At 40.0% G+C, this 25,753-nt stretch carries 17 protein-coding genes; all 17 read right to left on the bottom strand.

Going from position 1 to position 25,753, the window contains the following annotated elements; genetic code table 11:
* Window positions 1-22: 22 nt before the first annotated feature.
* The 17 genes from ldcB to PCY14_RS02565 all read right to left on the bottom strand — a co-directional run bounded on the left by ldcB (window position 23) and on the right by PCY14_RS02565 (window position 25,396).
* Window positions 23-4,303 (bottom strand): LD-carboxypeptidase LdcB/DacB, encoded by a 4,281-nt coding sequence (gene ldcB / locus PCY14_RS02645; protein WP_301363122.1) that lies wholly within the window; start codon window positions 4,301-4,303, stop codon window positions 23-25.
* Window positions 4,304-4,587: 284 nt separating this feature from the next.
* A complete protein-coding gene (locus tag PCY14_RS02640; protein ID WP_021145917.1) occupies window positions 4,588-5,154 on the bottom strand; it encodes a hypothetical protein in 567 nt (188 codons plus the stop codon).
* A 128-nt stretch (window positions 5,155-5,282) separates the two neighbouring features.
* Complete coding sequence (locus tag PCY14_RS02635; RefSeq protein ID WP_301363121.1) at window positions 5,283-6,107, bottom strand: SH3 domain-containing protein; 825 nt, start codon at window positions 6,105-6,107, stop codon at window positions 5,283-5,285.
* A gap of 36 nt (window positions 6,108-6,143) precedes the next feature.
* Window positions 6,144-6,569, bottom strand: coding sequence for a hypothetical protein (locus PCY14_RS02630; RefSeq protein WP_301363120.1), 426 nt, complete (start codon window positions 6,567-6,569; stop codon window positions 6,144-6,146).
* Window positions 6,570-6,699: 130 nt separating this feature from the next.
* Window positions 6,700-6,822 carry a YSIRK-type signal peptide-containing protein gene (locus tag PCY14_RS02625; protein ID WP_239499747.1) on the bottom strand — a complete coding sequence of 41 codons (123 nt, stop codon included), beginning with the start codon at window positions 6,820-6,822 and terminating at the stop codon, window positions 6,700-6,702.
* Window positions 6,823-6,957: 135 nt separating this feature from the next.
* Window positions 6,958-7,710 (bottom strand): LytTR family DNA-binding domain-containing protein, encoded by a 753-nt coding sequence (locus PCY14_RS02620; RefSeq protein WP_008533927.1) that lies wholly within the window; start codon window positions 7,708-7,710, stop codon window positions 6,958-6,960.
* Between the two features lie 202 nt (window positions 7,711-7,912).
* A complete protein-coding gene (locus PCY14_RS02615) occupies window positions 7,913-11,239 on the bottom strand; it encodes an SH3 domain-containing protein (protein ID WP_301363119.1) in 3,327 nt (1,108 codons plus the stop codon).
* A 287-nt stretch (window positions 11,240-11,526) separates the two neighbouring features.
* A complete protein-coding gene (locus PCY14_RS02610) occupies window positions 11,527-11,694 on the bottom strand; it encodes a hypothetical protein (protein WP_021145921.1) in 168 nt (55 codons plus the stop codon).
* Between the two features lie 196 nt (window positions 11,695-11,890).
* Entirely contained in the window at window positions 11,891-12,583 is a 693-nt protein-coding gene (locus tag PCY14_RS02605) for a DUF6287 domain-containing protein (protein ID WP_201709309.1), read from the bottom strand.
* A gap of 137 nt (window positions 12,584-12,720) precedes the next feature.
* The gene (locus PCY14_RS02600) at window positions 12,721-13,644 is read right to left on the bottom strand and encodes an XRE family transcriptional regulator (protein WP_293937303.1); all 924 of its coding nucleotides are present in this window, start codon (window positions 13,642-13,644) and stop codon (window positions 12,721-12,723) included.
* A 177-nt stretch (window positions 13,645-13,821) separates the two neighbouring features.
* Window positions 13,822-16,440: an alanine--tRNA ligase gene (alaS, locus tag PCY14_RS02595; protein ID WP_021145924.1), complete on the bottom strand. Its 2,619-nt coding sequence runs from the start codon at window positions 16,438-16,440 to the stop codon at window positions 13,822-13,824.
* A gap of 24 nt (window positions 16,441-16,464) precedes the next feature.
* Window positions 16,465-16,950 (bottom strand): LURP-one-related family protein, encoded by a 486-nt coding sequence (locus PCY14_RS02590; protein ID WP_008533915.1) that lies wholly within the window; start codon window positions 16,948-16,950, stop codon window positions 16,465-16,467.
* Between the two features lie 341 nt (window positions 16,951-17,291).
* Window positions 17,292-18,434: a peptidyl-prolyl cis-trans isomerase gene (locus PCY14_RS02585; RefSeq protein ID WP_008533914.1), complete on the bottom strand. Its 1,143-nt coding sequence runs from the start codon at window positions 18,432-18,434 to the stop codon at window positions 17,292-17,294.
* A 61-nt stretch (window positions 18,435-18,495) separates the two neighbouring features.
* Complete coding sequence (locus PCY14_RS02580; RefSeq protein ID WP_002888773.1) at window positions 18,496-19,203, bottom strand: O-methyltransferase; 708 nt, start codon at window positions 19,201-19,203, stop codon at window positions 18,496-18,498.
* A gap of 173 nt (window positions 19,204-19,376) precedes the next feature.
* Complete coding sequence (gene pepF / locus PCY14_RS02575; protein WP_301363118.1) at window positions 19,377-21,182, bottom strand: oligoendopeptidase F; 1,806 nt, start codon at window positions 21,180-21,182, stop codon at window positions 19,377-19,379.
* A 10-nt stretch (window positions 21,183-21,192) separates the two neighbouring features.
* Window positions 21,193-22,152: a competence protein CoiA gene (locus PCY14_RS02570; protein ID WP_293937297.1), complete on the bottom strand. Its 960-nt coding sequence runs from the start codon at window positions 22,150-22,152 to the stop codon at window positions 21,193-21,195.
* 1,306 nt (window positions 22,153-23,458) lie between these two features.
* Complete coding sequence (locus PCY14_RS02565) at window positions 23,459-25,396, bottom strand: GbpC/Spa domain-containing protein (RefSeq protein WP_021152264.1); 1,938 nt, start codon at window positions 25,394-25,396, stop codon at window positions 23,459-23,461.
* Window positions 25,397-25,753 lie beyond the last annotated feature (357 nt).

The raw sequence follows: 25,753 nt of genomic DNA, 5'->3' as shown, positions 1-25,753 counted from the left end.
TCCAACCTGATTCTTTATCTCATTAAGCAATATCGACGTAACGACGAGCACCACTTGCTGTCATGTATGAGAGCCATGTGTGACCATCGGCTGTCAAAACCTTATCGTAGTTAACGCTCATACCCTTATCATAGTAGGCCAACTCTGGACTTGAAACCTTGGCCTCTGCCTTTATTGACGCACGACCTGTGAAGGTATAACGACCTGACTCTGGGAGACTTGGTTTCGCAGTTGGTTGACTTGCTTCAGCCTTGGCTGCGGCAATATCAACGTAACGACGGGCACCGCTTGCTGTCATGTATGAAAGCCATTGATGACCATCGGCTGTCAAAACTTTGTCATAGTTAACGCTCATACCCTTGTCATAGTAGGCCAACTCTGGACTTGAAACCTTAGCTTCTGCCTTGATTGACGCACGACCTGTGAAAGTATAAGTTCCTGTCGCTGGAAGACTTGGTTGGTCTACGGGTTTCGCAACCGGTTTGGCTTCTGGTTTAGTTTCTGTAGCTTTAACTGTTGCAATATCAACGTAACGACGGGCACCGCTTGTTGTCATGTATGAAAGCCATTGATGACCATCGGCTGTCAAAACCTTATCGTAGTTAACGCTCATACCCTTATCATAGTAGGCCAACTCTGGGCTTGAAACCTTAGCTTCTGCCTTGATTGACGCACGACCTGTAAAGGTATAAGTGCCTGATTCTGGAAGACTTGGTTTAGCAGTTGGTTGACTTGCTTCAGCCTTGGCTGCTGCAATATCAACGTAACGACGGGCACCGCTTGCTGTCATGTATGAAAGCCATTGATGACCATCGGCTGTCAAAACCTTGTCGTAGTTTACAGTCATACCCTTATCATAGTAGGCCAATTCTGGGCTTGAAACTTTGGCTTCTGCCTTAATTGACGCACGACCTGTGAAAGTATAAGTGCCTGATTCTGGGAGACTTGGTTTATCCGCTGGCTTAGCAACCGGTTTAACTTCTGGTTTAGTTTCTGTAGCTTTAACTGTTGCAATATCAACGTAACGACGGGCACCGCTTGCTGTCATGTATGAAAGCCATTGATGACCATCAGCTGTCAAAACCTTATCGTAGTTAACGCTCATACCTTTATCATAGTAGGCCAATTCTGGGCTTGAAACTTTGGCTTCTGCCTTAATTGACGCACGACCTGTGAAAGTATAAGTTCCTGTCGCTGGAAGGTTAATGGCACCTGTAGTGGCTGGTTTGCTTTCAGCAGGTTTGCTGCTAGTAGCATAATCGCCACCTTCGATACCGAAGTATTCTTCCAAACTCAAGCCTGAATCGTGAATATCTTTAGCTTCTTTACCCACATAGCGGATGTGCCATGCTTCTGGCATGTAGCCAGTTGAAGCTTCTTTACCTGCTTGGAAACGCACGATAAAGCCATAGTTATGTGCATTATCTTTAAGCCATTGACTAGCTCGTGCATCCTCAAGCAAGTTACCAGATTTATCAGTCAAGTCAAAGACCAAACCAGTTTGGTGTTCGCTAAATCCAGGACGAGCTGAGTAACGGTCCGCAGCTGCTTGACCATCACGGCTTACGTAGTTGTCGTAAAGAGTCTTTTGATAATCGTAAGAACGGAAACCACTGTATGAACGTCCAACATTCAAACCTTGGTTAATCATATCGTCACGAAGACGAACAAAGGCTGCTTTAGCTGTAGGATTTTCACCTGGGTTATAGTCCTTAGAAAGACCGTGTTTTTTATTGACAATAATAATATCATCGTATTTACCACGAACACTGTAATAAGAACCGTTATTGGTCAATTTCCCTGTTACATGGGATTCATTAGATTGAGGGACTGTGGCTGTAGTTTCGGTAATATAAGTTCGTTTACCATCCAACATATAGTAAAGATGAACAGAATAGCTACCAGCATCGCCCTTGTGGCTGGCTGTATCGACATGAACCTTGTAGCTACCGTCTGATTGTTTATCAGCATGGTACCATGTAAGGTCATCTTGACCATTCTTATCTGACCAAATTGGAACACGAACTTCTTGAACTGTCTTGCCACCACCTGAAACATTAGTTACGACAACATCAAAGCCGTTAGACGTTTGGTTGGTGATCGTCAATTCCCCTGCTACTTGAGATTCAGGGACTGTGGCTGTAGTTTCGGTAATATAAGTTCGCTTACCATCTAACATATAGTAAAGATGCACGGCATAGGTACCAGCATCGCCCTTGTGGCTGGCTTTATCTACATGAACCTTGTAGCTACCGTCTAATTGTTTGTCGGCATGGTACCAAGTAAGATCATCTTGACCATTCTTATCTGACCAGATTGGAACACGCACTTCTTGGACTGTCTTGCCGCCACCTGAAACATCAGTTACGACAACATCAAAGCCATTAGACGTTTGGTTGGTAATCGTCAATTTTCCTGTTACTTGAGTTTCAGGGACTGTGGCTGTAGTTTCGGTAATATAAGTTCGTTTACCATCCAACATATAGTAAAGATGCACAGCATAGGTACCAGCATCGCCCTTGTGGCTGGCTTTATCTACATGAACCTTGTAGCTACCGTCTGATTGTTTATCAGCATGGTACCAAGTGAGGTCATCTTGACCATTCTTATCTGACCAAATTGGAACACGAACTTCTTGAACTGTCTTGCCACCACCTGAAACATCGGTAACCACAACATCGAAGCCGTTAGACGTTTGGTTGGTAATCGTTAATTTTCCTGCTACTTGAGATTCAGGAACTGTAGCTGTGGTTTCTGTAATATAAGTTCGTTTACCATCCAACATATAGTAAAGATGCACAGAATAAGTACCAGCGTCACCCTTGTGGCTGGCTTTATCTACATGAACCTTATAGCTACCGTCTGATTGTTTGTCGGCATGGTACCAAGTGAGATCGTCTTGACCATTCTTATCTGACCAAATTGGGACACGCACTTCTTGAACTGTCTTGCCACCACCTGAAACATTGGTAACCACAACATCAAAGCCGTTAGACGTTTGGTTGCTTATAGTAAGGTCACCTGAAACACGGTTTTCTTGTGGCTTAGACTCAGTAGTTTTCAAAGTCGCAATATCCACATAACGACGTGTACCACTGTAACTAATGTAAGAAATCCATTGGTGGTTATCCGCAGTCAAGACCTTGTCATAGTTCACTTTGTAGCCTTTTTCCAAGGTATAAAGTGTTTCTGCAGAGGCCTTAGGTTCGTTTTTAACATTCAAGCTACGTGTCACATTATAAGTACCACTTGCTGGAAGTTTTTCAGCACCAGTAGTTTCTGGTTTTGCTTGATTAGTCTCTGTTGGTTTAGCAGCTGGTGTTTCAGCTTTAGCAGGTGTCAAAGTCGCAATATCGGCATAGTAGCGAACATAGTCATAACCAATGTAAGAAATCCATTGGTGATTATCCGCAGTCAAAACTTTGTCATAGATGACATGATCACCCTTACTGAAAACAAAAGTAGGTTTGAGGTCTGCTTTTGGCTCTTTCTTAATATCTGTGTCACGTGTAAAGTAGAAAGTTCCTGTCGCTGGGATGTTCAAAGCCCCTGTTGTAACTTGAGCGCCATTAGAAGGCTTACCATCCCCACTACCACTATTACCACTGCCACTACCAGCTGCCACTGGTTTCACTGGAGCATAACGACGCACGCCAGAGTATGATTTGTAACTAATCCATTGGTAGCCGTCAGCTGTCACGACTTGGTCGTAGAAGACGCTATCCCCTGGATTCACATAAAATTCAGCCTTGGCAGAAACCTTAGGTTGATTCTTGATTTCTGTACGTTCCTTGTAGACATAAGTTCCTTGGCTTGGAAGGTCGCTGTCAGTAGTTGCTGTTGGTGCGCTCACCAAGCTAGTATTAACAGCCGCTCTCACCATACTAGATACATCAAGGTTAGCATCTTTTTCAGCTAGATTTGAGCGATTTGTCACAGCTGAAGGGGCAACTGCAGTTTCAGATGCTTTATCAGCTGTTTGTGAGGCACTGACTTCACTTGTCGCTTCGCTAGTAGCAGTTTCACTAGCTGTTTGACTTGTTGTTGAAGTTTCGCTAGCTTTCTCACTTGATGTCACTCCATTCGTTGCTACGCCACTGAAAATATCAGCCGCTGTTAAGGCATCACTATCTGAAGTCGCACGCAAAGTGGCATCTGAAGTCGTTGCGACTTCGTGGTGTTCGTCAGCCAAAGCTTGGCCCGCAAAGACCAAACTAGCTCCTAAAAGAACTGACGCAGCCCCAAAAGAATATTTACGAATTGAAAAACGTTGTTGTTCGTGTAAAAATTTTTCTCGTTTCATATTATTATTTCTCTCTATCAAATTGTTATTACCGATTGATTGTAACATTAGGTGACAAATATTACAAGTGTTTTACAAAAATTACTTTATATTTCTCACTTGTCCACTAGTATACCAAATTTTTTGACTTGTTCCCACTTAAATCATAAACTGTCCGATTTTCGTCATAATCGAAAAAAATGACTGATTATACTTATATATTCGTTGTTTTTCCAAAAAAATGGAAAATAAAGTAAAAACACGATAGCTTTAAATGCCATCATGTTTCATTTTTGAACCTTATATCAATGTCCTACATCTGAATATGAAATGTAATAACGTTGCCCATCTTTGACAAAACTATACCAGTTTCCATCAGGTAAAATTTCATATTTATCCCAATCAACATCACCTGCAGGCATTTTAGAAACAACCCCACTGTCTTTATCTGGTGCAGCATAGACAGGGGTTTCCTCATCAAGTGTCAATGTTCCAGAAGTAGCTTTCCAAGCACCTCGACCACCCTCAACTCCTCCAACTTGAGAAGCTGGTGTTGTTGCTTCAGCCACTTGTCCGCCATCTGTAGTACCTGCTTGAGCTTGTTCTTGAGAAGAAGCCTTAGGTGCTACTGCTGAGGCCTGATTGTCATTTTCTTCATTTGTGACTGCCGAAGATGATGATCGAGTTGATTTTTTATCCTTCTTAACGACCTTACTTGAGCTTGAAGATGACTTTTTAACCGTTTGGACTGAACTGCTACTTGTGCCAACACGCGCTGATTCATGGCTGTTAAATTTAGTCACCAAAAAGATAGCGAGGGTAACTACGATAAGGGCTAATACTAAACCAATAAGTTTACTTGTATTTTTCATGATTAATATTCCTTTTATTTGTTTTCCGTTACAAATATAACATCTTTATTTCTATATTTCAATACAATTTCATAAAATAATATAAAAATATTTCCTGCGATCTTCTATAATAGGGTGACCCCTATGTCTTAGCTAATAGCAATATAGCGACGTGCACCTGAATATGATAAGTAAGAAATCCAATAGTGACCATCTGCCTGAATAAGACTATCATAATTCACGGTATTTCCAGCATCATAGTATGCCAACTCAGGTGCAGAAATCTTTGGTTCTGCTTTGATACTTGCATAGCCTTTAAAAGTATAAACACCACTATTAGGAATTGATGGTTTAGAAGGATTAGATATAGTTGAAGCACTTTCTACAGTTGAAAGCTTTTGTACTGGAATATAGCGACGGTTTCCTGAATATGATAGATAAGAAATCCAGACATAACCATCTGACTGAAGTGTTTTATCATAATTGACAGTATTTCCCGCTTCATAATAGGCTAGTTCTGGGGCAGACATTTTTGGTTCGGATTTAATACTTACTCGCTCAGTAAATTGATAAGTTCCAGACGATGCTAGACTACTTACCGTATTATTTGTTGGCATCGGAGCATCAGGAATACTTGTATTCCCACCTTTTAAGTCTTTAAAATGGATGTAACCTGTATAATGGGAAATAGGTAATGTTTGAGTATGGTAACTATGATCACATACACCATTGATATACCAATTGTACTCCTCAATAATAACATTATTACCACGGACATCCGCTACCCATGCAACATGTCCATACCCGCCATCATCGAAATAGGCTACAGATCCTCTAGCTGGAGTCTTATCTACACGATAGCCATACCCTCTAGCAGTAGCACCCCATCGAGCTCCATTTCCCAATGCTCGAGGTGGTTCAATATGATTTACATTTTTTAATCTATAAGCAACAAAAGATGTACAATTACCCATCGCATAGCCCCATTGGTCGTATCCTTCAGCAAACCTTCAAGCTGCTGGGTAATCATCTCCAATTCTAGGATTAGTCGACATTGGTCGTCTAATATTTCCAACACTAAATAATCTCGAATAACCAGTACTTGGTGTTGATGGCTTATTATCAGTTATAATTTCAGGAACTTTTGGTTCAGAAATTTTCTCTGTTACAGTAACTTTTTCAGTCTCCTTATCTTCACGTACCTCGGACTTAATTTTTTTATTTGCCTCATTTGAAATGCTTGGAATAGTAATTTTTTTATCAGATGACTTATCAGTATTTGTCGCTACGTTAACCTTTTCTTCTACTGTTGATATCGCTTCAGTAGTATTTTCAACTTTGTGAGTTTCATTCGTAGTAACTGTTTCAACATGCTGAGAACTTTCACTTGTCTTTTCTGGAGTCACAGCACTTGAAGATGCTTTAGCAGGTTCCAAACTATCCTTTGGAACTGAAACAGTAGCTTCAGAAAGAACAATCTCAGTATTTGAAGAAGTTACTTTCTCTGATACAACTCCATTATCGCTAGTAATACTTGCAGTTGATTCAGAAACAGCCGTTTGCTCATCAGCATGAGCAGTCTGTACACCAAGAAAGTAGTAAAGCCCCTAAAAGCACAGAAGCAGCACCAAAAGAGTACTTACGAATTGAGAAACGTTGACTAGTAAAGTTGAAATAACTATACTTCATAATAGAAAAATCTCCTTAAATTTTTTACATCAAAAAGTATAGCATCAAAAATTAAGTTTTTTCATACTTGTCATAAAATACTCAAATTTCGTCATAATCAGAAAATAACATTTTAAAACAAAAATACTATATACATCAAACTGCCATGTTTTTTGGAACAAGCATCTTAGCAACAATCTCTTTTTGTTTAGCTTTTGAAACCAAGCATGACTCTCCGTTTTCAAAATAAATAATACCTAACTCTTTGTCCAATCTCACAATGTTTTCGGGATTTACAACAAATGATTTATGACATTTATATAGTCTGCAATCTTGTTTCACAATTTTTGACAATTGACCATAGAACTCGATTTGCTCTTCTGTTGTATGAAGAATCACCTTATGAACTGTTGGAGATGTTTCAAAATAAAGAATCTTATGAAAAGGAACTTGTATAGTTGCATTCTTTGTATCTACCGTAAAAGCACACTCTATTTGGCTCAAACCATTTTTAGAAAGTGCTAATCCAATATCAGAAATAAGCCTATCTTCATATTCATTATCAGGCAAATTCTCATCAATAAAATCAAGTGCAGCTAAGCGATACTGAAAGGTTGAAGGTAGGAGTTCGGGATGTGCTGTGATGAAAACAATACTTGCATACGGATCTCGCTCACGAATCTGTTGAGCAACCAATATTCCCCCTTCGACATCACTGTCAGATCCAATATCTAGAAAAAACAGTAAATGCGAACCCCTTTCCGTAATACGCTCTAATAATTGATCGGGTTTATCATATAAATCAACCTTCCCAATTCTTAAAATATATATTTGTTTGGACTTGTGGATAGCATCCTCAAGACGAGCTTGTTGAAAATAATCTTCTTCTAAAACAAAAATATCTAACATGCTCAGTACCTCCGTTTTATATCATTTTCTTTCAATAACTTGATGAATTAGCTACGTATAGAACGAATCCTATACTTTCACCTTGATTTTACAACTTTCGCTAATTTACGGCAAATATTTCCAAAACATATTGAACAATATATTTATTCAACTCTTGAAACTAAAAAAACACCACCCTCAAAAGAGAGTGATGTTACAACTCTTAAGAAATATCCACATAGCGTCTTGCACCGCTATAGGTTACATAAGACAACCAGGTGTGGCCATCAGCTGTAAGGACCTTGTCATAGCGAACGGACATACCTTTATCATAGTAGGCTAACTCTGGACTTGCAACACTTGGTTGAGTCTTGATAGAGCTAGGTTGGGTAAAGGTATAAGTGCCGGTTGCTGCTAGGCTTGGACTTGTTGGTTGAGCAACTGCTGTTGCCTTACCATCAATAGAAATGTAACGACGGCTACCTCCACGACTAAGGTAAGAGAGCCATGTATGACCATCTGCAGTCACCAATCTGTCATAGTTAACGGACATGCCAGCAGCATAGTAGGCCAACTCTGGACTTGCCACACTTGGTTCTGCTTTAATGCTAGAGCGTTCCTTGAAAGTATAGGTACCAGAAGATGGTGTACTTGGTTGAACTGGTTGTTCTACTGGTTTAGTCACACTTGTTGGTGTGATAGCCACATAGAAACGATTTCCTGAATAGCTGAGATAAGAAAGCCATGTATAGCCGTCATTATTGACAACCTTGTCATAGTTGACTGACATACCAGCATCGTAGTAACTAACATCTGGGTTAGCTACCAAAGGTTGAGTCTTGATGCCAGAACGAGCCGTAAAGGTATATGAACCTGAAGCTGGAAGGTTGTGGCGGGTTGCATTTTGAACTGGAACAGTTGTGCTAGTGCCTCCGATACCTACCATCTTACCGTCTTGGACATAGTAGAGATGAACAATGTATTCGCCTGCTTCAGACTTATGGTCACCAACATTGATACGAACCTTGTAGCTACCATCACTTTGTCTGTCAGCTTGGTGCCATACCAAATCGTCTTGGCCGTCTTTAACTGTCCAAACTGGAACACTGACGCCTTGGATAGCCTTGTCGCCACCAGAAACATTGGTGATATGAACATCAAAACCAAGGTTAGAGAGATTTTCAATATTGATAGTACCGCTTGGTTTGCTTTCTTGTTGAGCAAGTTTTGCCACAGCTACATAACGGCGGTTACCATTAAAGCTGAGGTAAGAAAGCCATTGATAACCATCACCACTGACAATCTTGTCATAGTTAACTGACATACCAGCATCATAGTAGGCCAACTCTGGACTTGCCACACTTGGTTCTGCTTTAATGCTAGAGCGTTCCTTGAAAGTATAGGTACCAGAAGATGGTGTACTTGGTTGCACTGGTTGTTCTACTGGTTTAGTCACACTTGTTGGTGCAATAGCCACATAGAAACGATTTCCTGAATAGCTGAGATAAGAAAGCCATGTATAGCCGTCATTATTGACAACCTTGTCATAGTTGACTGACATGCCAGCATCGTAGTAGCTAACATCTGGGTTGGCTACCAAAGGTTGAGTCTTAATTCCAGTACGAGCGGTAAAGGTATATGAACCTGAAGCTGGAAGATTATGGCGAGTTGCATTTTGAACCGGAACAGTTGTGCTAGTGCCTCCGATACCTACCATCTTACCATCTTGAACATAGTAGAGATGGACAATGTATTCACCCGCTTCAGCCTTATGGTCATTAATATTGATACGAACCTTGTAGCTACCATCACTTTGTCTGTCAGCTTGGTGCCATACCAAATCGTCTTGGCCGTCCTTAGCTGTCCAAACTGGAACACTCACGCCTTGGATAGCCTTGTCGCCACCAGAAACATTGGTGATATGAACATCAAAACCAAGGTTAGAGAGATTTTCAATATTGATAGTACCGCTTGGTTTGCTTTCTTGTTGAGCAAGTTTTGCCACAGCTACATAACGGCGGTTACCATTAAAGCTGAGGTAAGAAAGCCATTGATAACCATCACCACTGACAATCTTGTCATAGTTAACTGACATACCAGCATCGTAGTAGGCCAACTCTGGGCTTGCTACACGAGGTTCTGCCTTGATGCTAGAGCGTTCTTTAAAAGTATAAGTTCCTGAGTCAGGAAGGCTATAACTAGTTGTTGTATGCGTTTCTTCAACCTTGGCAGGAACTGTGTAAGTGGTGCCACCCACACCAACTAATTTACCATTAGTTTCAACATAGTAAAGATGAACATTGTAGAGACCACGTTCATTCTTGTGGTCAGTTAGACTAACGTTAACCTTGTAGTTACCATTGTTAAGACGAGTCGCATTGTACCAGATGATATCATCTTGACCATTCTTTTCAGACCAGATTGGAACGGATACCCCGAGGACACCGTTTTGGTCTGAAACATTACTGATAACGACACTAAAATCACCATTGTCATGGCTTTCAATAGCGATATCGCCTCTTGGTTTAGCTACAGCCTCTACAGTAGCACCTAGGTCGACGTAACGACGAGTACCATTGTATGACACATAAGAAATCCAACGGTGGTTATCCGCAAGCAAAGATCTATCGTAGTTAACTGACATACCAGGATCAAAATTGAACTCAGTCTTAGCAGTCAAGCTAGGTTGGTTCTTCACATCTGCAGGTTTAGTGAAATAATAAGTACCACGTTCAGGGATGGTTTCATCTCTAGCCGCCTCAGTGTTGCTACTAGTATTTTCAGCCTTCAAAGCTGCGATATCAGCGTAGTAGCGTTCATAATCGTAACCAATGTAAGAAATCCATTGGTGATTATCTCTCTTCAAGACCTTATCATAAATAACATGGTCACCTGCACTAAAGACGAAAGTAGGTTTGATATCCATGACTGGAGCTGTACGAATTTCAGTAGTGCGACGGAAATAATAGGTACCGTTTGATGGAATATCAAGAGAACCATCAGCAGTCACAGGACCATCCACACCAGGTTGAGGAGTATCCACAGCTTCACGGTCAGCACCTATGGTTTCCGCTACTTCTGAAGTTGCTGAACGGTCCGTTTCACTAGCTACTTCAGAGCTAGCTACTGATGACACTTCATAACGTGGGCTAGCCACCTCTGAGCTCGCAACAGAAGCAACAGCAGATGCAGATTGAGCAACCTCTGCTGGTACTTCCAAAGAAGCAGCCTCGCTGACCACTACACTACTAGCTTCAGAGGAAGCAACTTCACTGCTAACAAGCTTAGGTCTTGGCGCTTCTGATCTTGACGCAGGTTCATTGAGAGCATCGTTAATAGCTTCTGAGGTAGCTTGATCTATTTGAGGTGCTTCAGAATGATTCACATAAACTTCATAATCCGTACTTGGACCTGTGCTATTGGCTTGTTCCTGAGCCAAAGCATGTCCACCAAGCAACAAGCTCGCAACAATCAAGACTGATGCAGCTCCAAAAGAATATTTACGAATAGAATAACGTTGACGTTCCTTGATAACATTTGCCTTTCTCATTGTAATCACTCTCACTTTCTAGGCTGTTTCATAAAATAATGGAACCGTTTTTTACGCCTATAGTATACTTCTTTTAAAAATATTTTACAAGTATTTCATTAATATTACTAAACTTTATTTTGTAGAAAATTGATCGACAATCTTTTCGATAACTATTATCTATTATAATGAAGAAAAGTCCTTAGCTATATCTAAGGACTTTTCCTACATCTAATTTCTTGACACATTAAGCAAATCTGAATAGATTAATCAATTCATTCCGAGTTAAATTGACTATAGATATCATTCTAGTCTAAGTCTGATTCATCATAGATGTATTCCTCTAAATGTTCAGTCACTGTAATCTCATCACAGGAGCTAACATTTTGAAAATCCTTAATGTAAACAATTTTATATTGATTTGGTAGAAGTAATGGAAAGGCAAATGGCTTACCATTCTTACAAACGCGAAACATCTGAAGGCTATCTGTTACGTTACTAATAAAGACAAACGGAAACAAATGAGGACTGGGAGAATTCAAATAGTGATAGGTACCCTTTAAGGTACCACTAGTACTTCTCACTTCTCCATGTTCTTTTTGAGACATTTTTAAAGTATGCTCCTTCTACTACTTGTTATTTCCTTTTCTTAAGTACTGAGGGACAATACCATCAATCTAATTTATTGTAAACATGCATCCGACCATATATCGCATCAGAACCGAAACGAATCTGTCCATTACTATCAAAGAAAATTGGGTCACTGGTTGGTCCATCATTATGAGCAAATCCTGCTACATAACCGCCATCTTGAGCAAAACCATTAAACAGCTGACTACTTGTATCACTATAACCACTTTCAGCACCAACACGGGTTACACTACCGGATGGGGATACTGTAATTGTGTCCCCTAGGTCATTTTGATAGGTACCAGCAACACTAGAGAAATCACCATTAGCCATTGCCGTAGCATCAACTACTGTGGTAGCTGGTGTTTGTTCCGCTGAAGCAGATGGTTGTTCTGTAGGAGTTCCTTGATTTACTCCAGCTGTTTCTTCACTAGGATTTGTTGGGGCAACTTCTTGTTGAGCAGATCCAGCAACATTTCCGGCTGATGGTTGTGAATCCTTTTCTCCAGAGGTCGCTTTTGATACTTCTTCTGAACTAGAAGATTTTGTCTTTTTCTCAGACTTCTTCGCTTTTTCTTTTGAGGATGGTTTTGTCGATTTCACTTTCTGACTAACCTTACTAGAGCTCGATGTTAATGTGGCTTCCTTCTTGTTATTACCACATGCACCAAGTAATAGAACGGAAGTTAAAGCGAGTGCGGTTAAAGTTGTGAAACGTTTTGTAGCAGGTTTCATAATAATTCTCCTTAATACTCTATTTTAGACTGTGTCATTTCAAAAATCTCGATGAAATAAGTTATATTCTTTAGTTCTTCTTATGAATATAATATACTCCATATTAGAAAAAAAGAACAGGACACGTATGTCCTGCTCTATTCTTTCATGGCATCTCTCATTTTCTCTGATATGATATCTGCTAAAGAGGTATCTCCTAATAATCTAGCCAAGATTATCCCTTCTTGGTAGGCCTTTTTAGCCTCAAAAATATCATTCTTTACAACATATAGATACTGTCCCTCTAGCATTCTCAAAATTGGTTTTTTCTGATAATCTTGAGTTTCCTCCATAATACGATGCAGTTGATTGAATGCTATCTCCGATAAATGAAACTTTTTTCGTTCATATTCAACTATTGGAACCATTAATAAGGCATCCCTAAGTAAAAATAAATACTCCGTGGGAATATTATCATAACTATTTATAAGATTTCTACAAATGGCATAAAAAGTCTCTTCACTAAACCCATCTGACCGCATACTATCACCATCTCCTAACGAAATTTGATATAGTTCTATAAGTAGTAGATCATTGATAGTGTATACCCTTTTCTCACATAATGATGATAAACTCTTCTCCAAAATGCTCATGCCAAATTTTTGGTGTGTCTTTGAAGTATATGAGTAAAGTTTTGACTGTAAGATATCAACAACCCTCTGTTCATCAGCTGGCAAATCATCATAATAAATATCAATAATTTTACCCAGCTTTTCGTCTAGTTTCATTAGGTTATTTGGCTTACCTAGACTAGTCGCATGCATCAATTGATATTTGAGATTGAGGTATTCTACCGGCAACTTTGAACCTATAGCCCTCTCTCCAAGCAATTCCGATAAAGATATATTCAGACGTCTTGCCAAGTGCTCTAAGGTCTCTAATTTAGGTTGAGACTTCCCTGTTTCTATACGTGTCAATTGTCGTACTGATAAAACCTCATCCCCTTCACAAAATTTTTCTTTAGTGAATCCTTGTGCTAATCTCAATTCTCTTAACCGATGACCAAAGTCTTGTCCAAACATCGCTAGCTCCCTTTTACTTGAAACTATTATAATTTTTATGATTTGTAATAGTATACCACCCAGTATTCACTATTTCAATTTTGAAACGAAAATAATCATTACTTTCAATACCACTTACAAAGAAAAAAGATAGGATTTCCATCCTACCTTTTCAAGTTACTTTCATTGTATCACATCTTAGAGCTGTTCTGCTACTGCTGAAAGAAGATCTTGGATACCATTGGCATCGCTACCACCGGCCATGGCCATATCTGGTTTACCACCACCACGACCTGATACGATTGGTGCGAGAACCTTGATAACATTACCTGCGTGAACGTCTTTAGACTTGCTTGCTACGAGGACATTAACTTTTTCGCCAATGTGAGCTGCAAGGACAAGGACATCAGAGTAGTCTGCTTGTTTCCATTGGTCTGCAAAGGTACGAAGGGCACCAGCGTCAGAAACTTCCACTTGGCTAGCAATGTAACGAACACCGTTAGCTTCTTTAACGTCTTTGAAGACGTCACCAGCTGCAGCTGCAGCTGCTTTTTCTTTAAGCGCAGCATTTTCTTTTTGAAGGGCATGCAACTGCTCTTGAAGACTAGCAACCTTGTTAGGCACTTCTTTCAATTGTGGTGCTTTAAGTGTTGCTGCGATTGCTTTGAGGGCATCTTCTTCTTCACGGTAAGCAAGGTAAGCTTCACGTGATGTCACTGCCAAGATACGACGTGTTCCTGAACCGATACCTTCTTCTTTGACAATCTTGAACATACCAATTTCAGCAGTGTTGGCAACGTGTGTACCACCACAAAGCTCAACAGAGTAATCACCGATTGAAACGACACGTACATTCTTACCATATTTTTCACCAAAGAGGGCCATAGCTCCCATTGACTTAGCAGTGTCAATATCTGTTTCAATCGTTGTTACTGGAGTAGCTTTCCAGATTTCTTCGTTGACTTGTTCTTCGATAGCACGCAATTCTTCTGGAGTTACAGCCTCAAAGTGAGTGAAGTCGAAACGCAAGAATTCTTGTTCGTTAAGTGAACCAGCTTGGACCGCATGGTTGCCGATAATATTATGAAGGGCAGCGTGCAAGAGGTGAGTTGCTGTGTGGTTCTTCATGACACGATGACGACGTGTATGGTCAATTTCAAGTTTATAGTTAGCACCGACTACAAGTTCACCTTCAACCTCAACGGTATGAAGAGGTTGACCATTTGGTGCACGTTGAACATCAACAACACGTGCCACGACAGTACCAGCTGCATCTGAGATCGTACCGTGGTCAGCTACTTGTCCACCCATTTCAGCGTAGAATGGTGTTTGTTCAAAGACAAGGAGAGCTTGACCAGAATTTACAGTATCATGACGGGCATCATCAGCAACGATAACGCTCAAACGACTTTCTGCAGCTTCATCTTCATACAAGAACTCAGATGGTTCAGTAATATTAGCGAGGGTTTCATTTTGCATACCCATAGAACCACCTTTAACGACGCTAGCACGCGCACGGTCTTGTTGTTCTTTCATGGCAGCTTTGAAACCTTCATGGTCAATCTTGAAGCCTTCGTCTTCAGCCAATTCTTCTGTCAATTCCACTGGGAATCCGTAAGTATCGTAAAGTTTGAAGATGTCTTTACCTTCAAGCGTATCTTTACCAGATTTCTTAAGGTTAGCAAGAAGTTCATCAAGCATGCTCGAACCTGCATCAATAGTACGTGCAAAGGTTTCTTCTTCACGTTTAACGATTTTTTCGATAAAGTCTTTCTTCTCAAGAACTTCTGGGTAATAGCTTTCCATGATTTTACCAACTGTTGGAACAAGTTTGTACAAGAAAGCATCAGAAATACCGAGACGACGACCATGCATTACAGCACGACGGAGAAGACGACGAAGGACATAACCACGACCTTCATTACCTGGAAGAGCGCCATCACCGATGGCAAAGGCCAATGAACGAATGTGGTCAGCGATGACCTTGAAGCTCATATTATCCCCATCAGGATCGTAAGTCTTGCCAGACATTTTTTCGATTTCACGAATGATAGGCATGAAAAGGTCAGTTTCAAAGTTTGTTTTAGCCCCTTGCATTACGGCTACAAGACGTTCAAGACCTGCGCCCGTATCAATGTTTTTATTAGGAAGTTCCTTGTATTCTGAACGTGGGACAGCTGGGTCTGCGTTAAATTGTGACAAAACGATGTTCCAAATTTCAATGTAACGGTCGTTTTCAATATCTTCTTCAAGCAAACGGATACCAATATTATCAGGGTCAAAGTCTTCTCCACGGTCAAAGAAGATTTCAGTATCTGGTCCTGAAGGTCCAGCACCAATTTCCCAGAAGTTATCCTCAATTGGAATCAAGTGACTTGGTTCAACACCACAAGCAATCCAACGGTTGTATGAATCTTTATCATCTGGGTAGTAAGTCATGTAAAGTTTGTCTTTTGGAAAATCAAACCACTCTGGGCTTGTCAAAAGCTCATAACCCCATGTGATGGCTTCATCACGGAAGTAGTCACCAACTGAGAAGTTACCAAGCATTTCGAACATCGTGTGGTGACGAGCTGTCTTACCAACGTTTTCAATATCGTTGGTACGAATAGCTTTTTGTGAGTTGGTGATACGTGGATTTTCAGGAATCACTGAACCATCAAAGTATTTTTTCAAAGTGGCAACCCCTGAGTTAATCCAAAGAAGGGTTGGGTCGTTAACTGGAATCAAGTTAGCTGATGGTTCAACAGCGTGACCTTTTGATTTCCAGAAATCAAGCCACATTTGACGAATTTGTGCTGAAGTAAGTTGTTTCATTGTTTCTCCTTAATCAATTGTTTCTTATTTTGAGCTATTCTCGAGCATTTCCACATAGTCAATAGCGACACATAGGGAAATGGCTAAATCGGCATAAGTATTTTCATAAACGGTAACAGTATAGGTCGATGTTAGATGGAAGAGTTCCTTTTGAATCCTAGCAACTACCTGATCTTGACTATTAAGCAGTTGAAAATCCAGGTCCCAAATATTCCCCTCTATTCGCAAGCCAAGATTATCGACATCATACTTATCACGAAGAAAGGTTAATTTTTTACGAATGTAAAAACTCGAACCACCCTGTAAATCCACCGTAAATTTGGGTAAGAGACTAATAGGCTCCTTGGTGATATGACTGATCTCACGACCATCCTCGCCAAAAATCGTAAAGGTCTTTGGAACCTTAAAAAAGGATCCTTCGACCTGGTAGGCAACTCTACCTTGATCATCCTTGATATCAAAGCGTTCACCACCCAATCGAAACTTCTGTTTGACAAAATAGGTTTTCATAAGCTACCTCCAATAATGTCATACATACATTCATTCAAAAAATACTAAAAGAATAAAAGACAAGACCACTAAACGAAGGGCGACGTGAACCGCGGTACCACCTTCATTCAATGACCTTGTCATTCTTATTTTTCTTAAATTGTAAACTTTGAGTAGCAAATAATCCCATCCGTCCATGGCTCGCAGCAACCGCCATTTTTCTGTATCCGAAGTAATGATTACCTTTCTCAAAGGGAAGACTCAGAGTTTCCTAATATTAAAACTCCTCGTTACTTTCCATTTTAACGTGTTTTAGGTCTTAGGTCAAGTTGATAGCAACATTATCAACTCTAACTTGTGATTTATTTGCTAGAGCTTGAAGTTGAACTTGATGAAGCTCCAGAACCAGTCACATACTGGTCAAGAATTGCACTAAAGGACTTATCGACAACCTTAACATTGTATTTTTTAAGAACCTTGGCAATGACTGAGTTAGTGAAGTTAGTATCAGCTTTCTTACCATTGATGATAACCTTAGTCAAATCATCCTTGTAGTTTTTCCAATCTGCATTTTTATCAGATTTTGAAACAGTCTTAACGATGTAATAAGTAGCTGCACCTGTTGAACTGTTTGAAACTGTGACTACATCAGAAACAGCATTGGCATCTTGTTTGAAAGCTGCTGTCAAAACGTCTGTTGGGAAGTCTTGAGATGCTGAGTTAACTGTCTTAGAGTTCACTTCCAAGCTATTATCTTTAGCGACTTTTGAGAAGTCTGCGCCTTCTGCTTTAGCTTCAGAGTCAACCTTATCAGCTACTGCCTTATCAGTTGTTGAAACGACTTGAACTTCTGTATTTGGTGTGTAGTTGTCATAAGCAGCCTTGTAGTTTGCTTCTGTCAAATCTTTTTGAGCTGCTTGGTTAACAGCATACTCAACCAATTTTTGCGTACGGATTTGTGTACGATATGACTCTTCTGTTTGACCATAAGCTGCAAGAACTTGTGAGAATTGTTCTCCATACTGTTCTGAAGCTTGTTTGTAGGCCTTATCAACGTCTTCTTTGCTGACCTTGCTACCGTATTCTTTTTCAAGAGCTTTTTGCAAGGTTGCACTCAAAACACTTTGTTGCGTTTGGCTGCTACCTTTAAGTGAATCAAACACATCACCAACAGTGACAGTATCACCCTTCATAGATACCAAAGTTGTTTCTTCAGTTGTTTTGTTCCCAAGAGAAACATATGTAATCCCTGCACCAACAAGAGCTGAGACAGCTACAAGGGCAAGTCCTCCAAGGAAGCGGCCACCTGAGCTTGGTTTGCCAGCATCACGTGTTTTCTTAGTCTTAGCACGTTTAGCTTTTTCTTTTGCTTTTTCACTAGCGAGGGCGATGCTTTCCTCTTCTTCCTTTTGGCGATCAAGCTCCTCTTGTTCTGCGTCTTTGTCTGCTACAACCTCTTCAACAGTTTCTTCAGTTGACTCAAGGTTTTCATTTTCTTTAGTCATTCTATCTACTCCTTAAATTGTCAATATCTTTGTTATTATACCACACTTACTTAAATATTGCTTAATCTGGCAAGATAATATTTTCAGAATTTTTCCTAAGCATAAGAAGTCCGTCACTCATGGGTACCAAACTAGCAGTCAAACCAGGGTTATCTAAAGTCGCATCAAAAAGACGATGCAGACCACGGTAGATGGTGCGCTGACCACGACGGACTTCCATGATGTCTTTAGCGATGTCCCCTCCTTGGAAAATATCATCAAAAACGATAATCCCTCCTACCTTGAGGCGCTTGAGGATTTCTGGTAGAAAGACGATGTATTTAGACTTGGCTGAGTCCATAAAGACAAAATCATAATCGGTGTCTAAGTCTTGCAACACCTCAGCAGCATCCCCTTCAACCAAGGTAATTTGTTGGCGGCTGTCATACTTGGCTAGATTGTCCTTGGCAAAGCCAATCATTTCTTCATTTCGATCAACGGTTGTAATCTGAGCATTCGGTGCATGTTCTGCCATAAGAAGGGCTGAAAAACCGATAGCTGTGCCGACCTCTAGGATTTTCTTAGGCTGCAAGGTCTGCAACAAAAATCGGAAGTAGGCGACAACCTCAGGCTGAATGATAGGAATGTTCTCCTTACGAGCAAAAGCTTCTAATTCAGCCAAATGTCCTGTATTTTCCTGAAGATGCGTTCGCATGTAGTCTACGATATCCTTGTTAACTACTGGGCGACGCATATTGTGATTTGCATTTTTACTATATGATTTAACCATGTGTCTTATTATATAAAAAATCCCTAGCGAGTGCTAGAGATTTTGATTGAAGACCAAGTCTTTTTAAGACTTTCCTCAGCCATAAAGGTCATAAGACTCCTTCAAGGCCTATACCTGTTTGTTCAAGAAAGATCATCCTGATCAGAATGATTTTCTCTTATTGGAACTTCTCTTTAAGAAAGGTGAACACCTTTTTCAACCAAGGCTTCTAATTCCACTAAGCGGTCTTCAAAGACCTTGAAGGCAGCATCCAAGTAGTCGGTATTGGTCATATCAACACCAGCTTTCTTGATGACTTCCAAAGGATAATCTGAGCTACCTGCCTTAAGGTAAGTGAGGTAAGCTTCCTTATCTTCTTCAGTACCGTGAACGATTTTCTCAGCCAAGTAGCTTGCCGCCGCAAATCCTGTAGCATATTGGTAGACATAGTAATTCATGTAGAAATGCGGAATACGTTCCCACTCAAACTGAATCTCGTAGTTATCTTCAGCTTTAAGGTTATAGTATTTCTCATTGAGGTCTGCATAAAGCTTGTTCATAAAGTCTGCTGTCAAAATTTGACCTGATGCATCCGCTTCGTGAATAGCATGTTCAAACTCAGCAAATTGAGTTTGACGGAAAACAGTTCCCTTAAAGCCATCCAAGAAGTGGTTGAGGATGGCAAATCGTGTCTTGTCATCTTTAACTTCTTTAAGAAGTGTTTCTGTTAAGATATTTTCATTAGTTGTTGACGCAATTTCCGCCAAGAAAATTGGGTAATCCCCATAAACATATGGTTGGGTTTTACGTGTGAAGGTTGAGTGCAAGCTATGACCAGTCTCGTGAACCAAGGTAAAGAGATTGTCCAAAGTATCTTGCCAGTTCAAAAGCATGAAGGCATTGGTATCATAGGCACCACCTGAGTAGGCACCAGAGCGTTTCCCTTTGTTAGGGTGAACATCAATCCAACGTTCCGTAAAGGCTGCATGAACCCCTTCACTATACTCTTCACCAAAGATAGCCAAGACTTCTTCTGCTTTCTTGAGGGATTCTTCATAAGTGAGAGCAGTCTCAGTCTCAGAGAGTGGCGTATAGACATCATACATCTTAAGCTCATCAAGTCCCAAGACCTTCTTACGCAAATCTAGGTAGCGGTGTAAAAGTGGTAAATGTTTGTGCACTGACTCCAAGAGTGAGTCATAAACACTTTCTGGAATAAAGTTAGCCGCAAGCGCTGCATGACGTGCTGAGTTATAGTGACGTACTTTAGCTTGGTAATTGTGAACCTTGACCACGCCTTGGAGGGTTTGTGCATAGGTATGTTGGAACTGTTCGTAGGTTCCATACATCGCTTCATAAGCCCCCTTACGAATGTCACGGTCTTTAGACTCCATGAGCGTGATAAAGTTACCATGGGTCAACTCAATCACATCCCCTTGACCATCTGATACCCATGGGAAGAGGATATCAGCGTTATCCAAGACATTAAAGGTCTCTGTTGGGCCATTGAAAATATCGCCGGCTGCTGCCAAAAGACCTTCTGCTTCTTGTGAAAGCACATGGTCTTTGTTGGCCAAAAGACGTTCGAAATAATGGTCATAAAGTCCAAGACCAGGTTCTTGTTCTTTGAAGACTGCTAATTTTTCACCATCCAAAGCCATAAATTCAGGCTCAAAGTAAGCAAAGGCTTCACTCAACTGTGAATAGAGGTTTGAAGCTTTAGCTTGGTATTCTTGATAAAGACCAACCGTTGTGTCTTGGTCATTTTTCATTGACGCATAAACGTAGATTTTTTCCAAACGACGCATCAAACTCATATAAAGTTCTGTAGCCTCAAGCAAATTCTTGGCTGAGTCCAAGAGGTGACCAGCAAAGGTACTAGCTTTCTTAAGATCCTGAACAGTGCTTTCATATTCAGCTTCCCAAGCAGCGTCCGTCGCAAAAATGGTGGTCAAATCCCATGTATATTTTTCTTCTAAATGACTTCGATTGTCTGACATAGTATTCTCCTTAATTGTGTCTATACTCTACTATTTTAGCATAAAAGGTGGGAGGGTAGAGGGTTTGCCTGTAAGAAAAATCCCTTTTTCGATAATATTGCTTAAAAACCTTTTCAAAACCATCAAGCTCTAGTCTAATTTGCACGAATCCTTGCTTGGATTCAGGAAATCGCACTTGTGGAAAGAAATCTTGGTCGGACATGTTCAACAAATTCATTCCCTTAAGGTAAGCTGTCTCCTGTCTTTTCATCCACCTTGGATTTTTGCCCATCAACTCTCTTTGAATCAAGCGTGAGACCTTCCTTCGTTGAGGCACTTGATAAGTCTCCACCTTCCTTGCCTGATAGGGAAAACGTAATATGGTCATGAGATTTTCGGTGAAGGACCAAGACTTGGTTAAATAATGAACCTTCCCAAAAATATCCTCATAGATGAGATACTTGAGTCTAATTTCCTCTCGCTTCCAATCGAGCTCCCAGAGGTGGAAACCTATCTTAGCTGTAAAATAAAGAAAATCACGCTGTAGGTCTGTTAAACGCTGTCCTAGCCACAGTTCTTCCCCCAAAAGCCAACGCACCTCGTAACCTATTTGATGGTAAGCTAAGGTTCGCTCTCTGAGACGTTTCTGTGACAAACGAGAACATTGGACTTCCAGAGCCAGGGAATCTCCAACGAATAAATCTGCAATCTGGCCCAACTCAGGTATCACCTTTTCAATACAAACTTTTTCGCCATGATTGTCCAAGGACTGATACAAAGCGGCTTTTAGGGATAAATGTTGGGCCGATTCGTTTTCTGAGAAAAACTGACAACCCTGCAAGGATTTGTGGGCAAAATGCGGGCACATCACCTGTCCCTGTCTCAACATTACAATCCCTTGACAGCCAGGGCACCTATAAATTTTCTCACGGTTCAACCCATTTTCAAGAGCCGAAACCAAGAGGCCTTCCTGATTTTTAGCAATTAACATGACTCTCTCCTTTATGCACTCTATTACTTATTCGCAAAAGATGTCATAAAATGAAAAAAAGCATCTAGATTTCTCTAGATGCGTCCCCCATTCGAATTGAAACTTGCTCCCTGCTGCATGGAAACATAGGTTTATAGGTGTATTGCTTACCTTAGGTTACAAGTGCCGCTCAATCCATTTGAACTCTTTTCAATCTTTCAATTTCTAGAGGTAAATCCCCCAATCTACCCTGAAATTAGAAGCTGAAAACAGTCTCTATCCCACACGACTATTGAAAATAGCCAATGTAGCACAGACAGATGCTCTCACAAACATCTGGTCAAATTCCGCCACTGGAACATCATCCTAATATGCTTATCACCCTTTTGTTCCTAACTCTCATCAAGGACTTAATCCCTTTAGTCAATAATAAGATAAAACAATTTTTAGACTTGGATGCTTATCATCCAAAATCCTTATTTACTAACATTGAACCACCATTTCCCTAGGTGCAGTTCAATACCAACAAACGCAAAACCGTGTTGGTCCAAAATGGTCTCTAGCTTCAAAGTATCTCGAGATTGATAGTCAGTCAATCTAATAAAGCTTTCCCTCAAGCTCTGTATAGCAGGCAGTCATCCTGCTTTCAAGATACTAATCTCTAGATGAGTACTGGCTAAAATAACCACTCTCAAAACATACTACCTATCTTAGGCTTAGTCCACCTTCTGATAAGTATATGCAGTTGCTGCTTTATTTTCTCTCCCTCTTCGTTTCCGAAGAATAGCCTCTACCGATTCTGCTGTTTTTGAATCTGTCGTTTTGTCTCTACACGGATTAAAAATACCGCTAGCCCCCGCTACGATGATGCTGATGCTTTAAATAGATTAATCTAATTTGTTTGCTGTTCAAATCTTCTCTTTTTAAATCATCATAATGAAACATTGGAATTTGATAACTCAGAATTTTGAATTCTAAGATAGTCCTTTTTGACTAGGGAGTCACCCTGTCAAAAAACAAACTCTTCCTAACAGTATCTATTATACTGTATTATAATTTTTTGTCAATTAATTTATTTCATATTTTTTGAAAATATTTTTTAAACACCTAATTCAAAGAGAAGAAAATACCCAAAACTACTATAACAAAAGCATTTACAGGGGGTGTTGAAAAATTAGAAAACTTTTGTTTCTTGCACCTTTTTTATCTGTTTGGATGATATTCAGTAATTATCAGAAAATTTCATATTTTTTATAGCCAATCTCTCTAATCATTTCTTGCATAAAAAAACTAGGAAAATCATCTTCCTAGTTTTCTATAATTTATCTTAGTGTTTACGTTTATAAGTTGAGATACCAAACAAGGCCAAAGCTGATGTCACCATAGCTGCACCTGCTGCTGCAGAAGCTGCTGTTGATTTTTCACCAGTAGATGGAAGAGCTGGAGCCTCTTCTTTTACAGGAACTGATGTTGGTGTTACAGGTTTAACAGATTTTGGTTCTGTTGGAGTTGTTGGTACTTGTGGTTTTGGTTTCTCAGTTGTTTTTTCAACAGATACAAAGTTCTTGTGGTAAGTAACTGATACTGAAACTGTATTTGGAAGAACTGGTTTATTTGGTTCTTCTGGCAATTCAGGAACAACCACAGTTGAGTTTGTTGCGAACCAGTAAGCTGTTGGAACGTTGAGGTTATTTCCGCTTACGATAAAGTCCATTGGTTGACCTTTGAAGATTGTTGCAGCTGCACCATAGTAAGCATTCTTCGTACGAGGTGTTCCATCTGGGTTGATAGCATCCCACCCCTCATCAGTCACTTCACCAGTTGTTGGATCTACTGTTGGGTCGCTGTTAAAACGAGCACCATTAGCCACAAATTCGTTATCATTGCTTGCATAAGCATAGCCATCTTCATGCAAAGTGATAGATGAACCAGGGATTTGAACGTATTCGTTTCCATTCAAACCAACTTTTTCGATGTGGTTTCCAAGTTCAGTGTTCCAGTGGTTAAGTGATGAGATACTCAAAACTGATCCATTCTTAGACAAGTCAAGTGGTGTCACTGATGACTCAGAATCAAAGAAGTTCAAGTTCATCTTAACATGAAGTTTTTTGTTAGTGTCGTCAGTTTGTGAACCAATGAAAAGGGTCTTAGTTGGATCGTGGTACAACTTAACAATAGCTGAACCATCTGTACTTGGTGCTTCTACCAAAGTGTATGTTGCAACGATTTTCTTAACTGGAGTACCATTGTATGACGTTCCGTTAAGATTGTTGTATGTGACAGTCAATGTTTGACCTGTAGCCATCTTCAACCATACATCTTCAGTATATTCACCGTCAGCATTGATAGTATATTGTGAACCATTAGCAGCACTGAAATCGCTTGGAAGGTAACGAGATGTGTTGAACTGTTGAAGGATTTCATCTACTGAATGACCTGATTGGATGTTTTTATCCAAGTAGTCAACAGAACCAGCTGAATTTTCAACAGTCATTGCGGCATTAGCCTCTGTTTGATAAATCAAACCAGTCGCATTTTCTGCCAATCCTTTTGTCAAAAGACGAGCATTTGAACCACCAGTATATTCTTTGTAAGATTTTTGCCAAGCAGCATAAGCAAGAACGTCTTGGTAGTATTTATCCAATTGTGTCTTGTAATCTGCAAGTTTTTGTTTATAGTCAGAAACAGCCGTTGTCAAAGCTTTTGTTTGCACTTTGTTGTCATTGTTAGCTGCTTCAACACTAGCATGTTTAACACCAGCTTCTTCAGTTGCTGTGAATCCTCCTGTAGCGACAACATTTGCTTGAGCAGATGTAAGCGCCGCATCAGCTTCTTCACGTGTTAATTTATTTTCAGAAACGACTGTGGTTGAAGCTGTTTGTGCATCTTTAGCTGCTTGTTCTTGAACAGCCTTAACATCAGCGGAATCTTTTGATGCAGCTGCAGTAGTTTTTGCAGCTTCAACTGCATTATCAAAGTCAGGGTTTGAGACTTCAGCAATAGCTTTAGTTGTTGTTTTTACAGTAGTATCTGTTTCAGTTGTTGTTGTTTCCTCTGTTCCAGGTACAGTTGTAACAACTGCTGCATCCCCTGTTGTCTTAACAAGATTAGCACTTGATTCTGCAGTCGCATTTGAGACTGTGGCATCAGTATCTGTAGCTACTGTGGCATCTTTAGCTTCATCTGCGGCTGCTACGCTAGTAGCAGCAAGTCCTGCAAGCAATACACTTGAATATAATGTTGTTTTAAATGGGTTGACTTTCATTTATACTTTCTCCTTTTCGGTTAATGCTTTATTAACCAGTTTTACTTAACCGTTTAATATACTACCGTGATTTTTAAATTTTAGCAATAGATTTATGAAAAAAAAACTTATGTATTTGCTACACACTTTTAAAATATGACACATTTTTGTTATAATTTAATCATTTCTTTACAATTATCCTAGATATGTATAAGAAGAAAGTACCATTTCTTCATTTAATTTTTACAGTTGTCGGGCTCTCCTCAGAGATAACGATTAGAGTCAAAACGAATCCCTAGAGACTCAACCTCATCTAAAGCTCTTATTCTTCTTGATAAAAGAACAGAAAAACTACCTTTAAGGCCTTGACTTTAATAG

The sequence above is a fragment of the Streptococcus sp. SV2 genome (genome assembly GCF_030440175.1).
GTDB classification, from domain to species: Bacteria; Bacillota; Bacilli; order Lactobacillales; family Streptococcaceae; genus Streptococcus; species Streptococcus raffinosi.
This window is presented reverse-complemented; position numbering and strand designations above follow the sequence as displayed.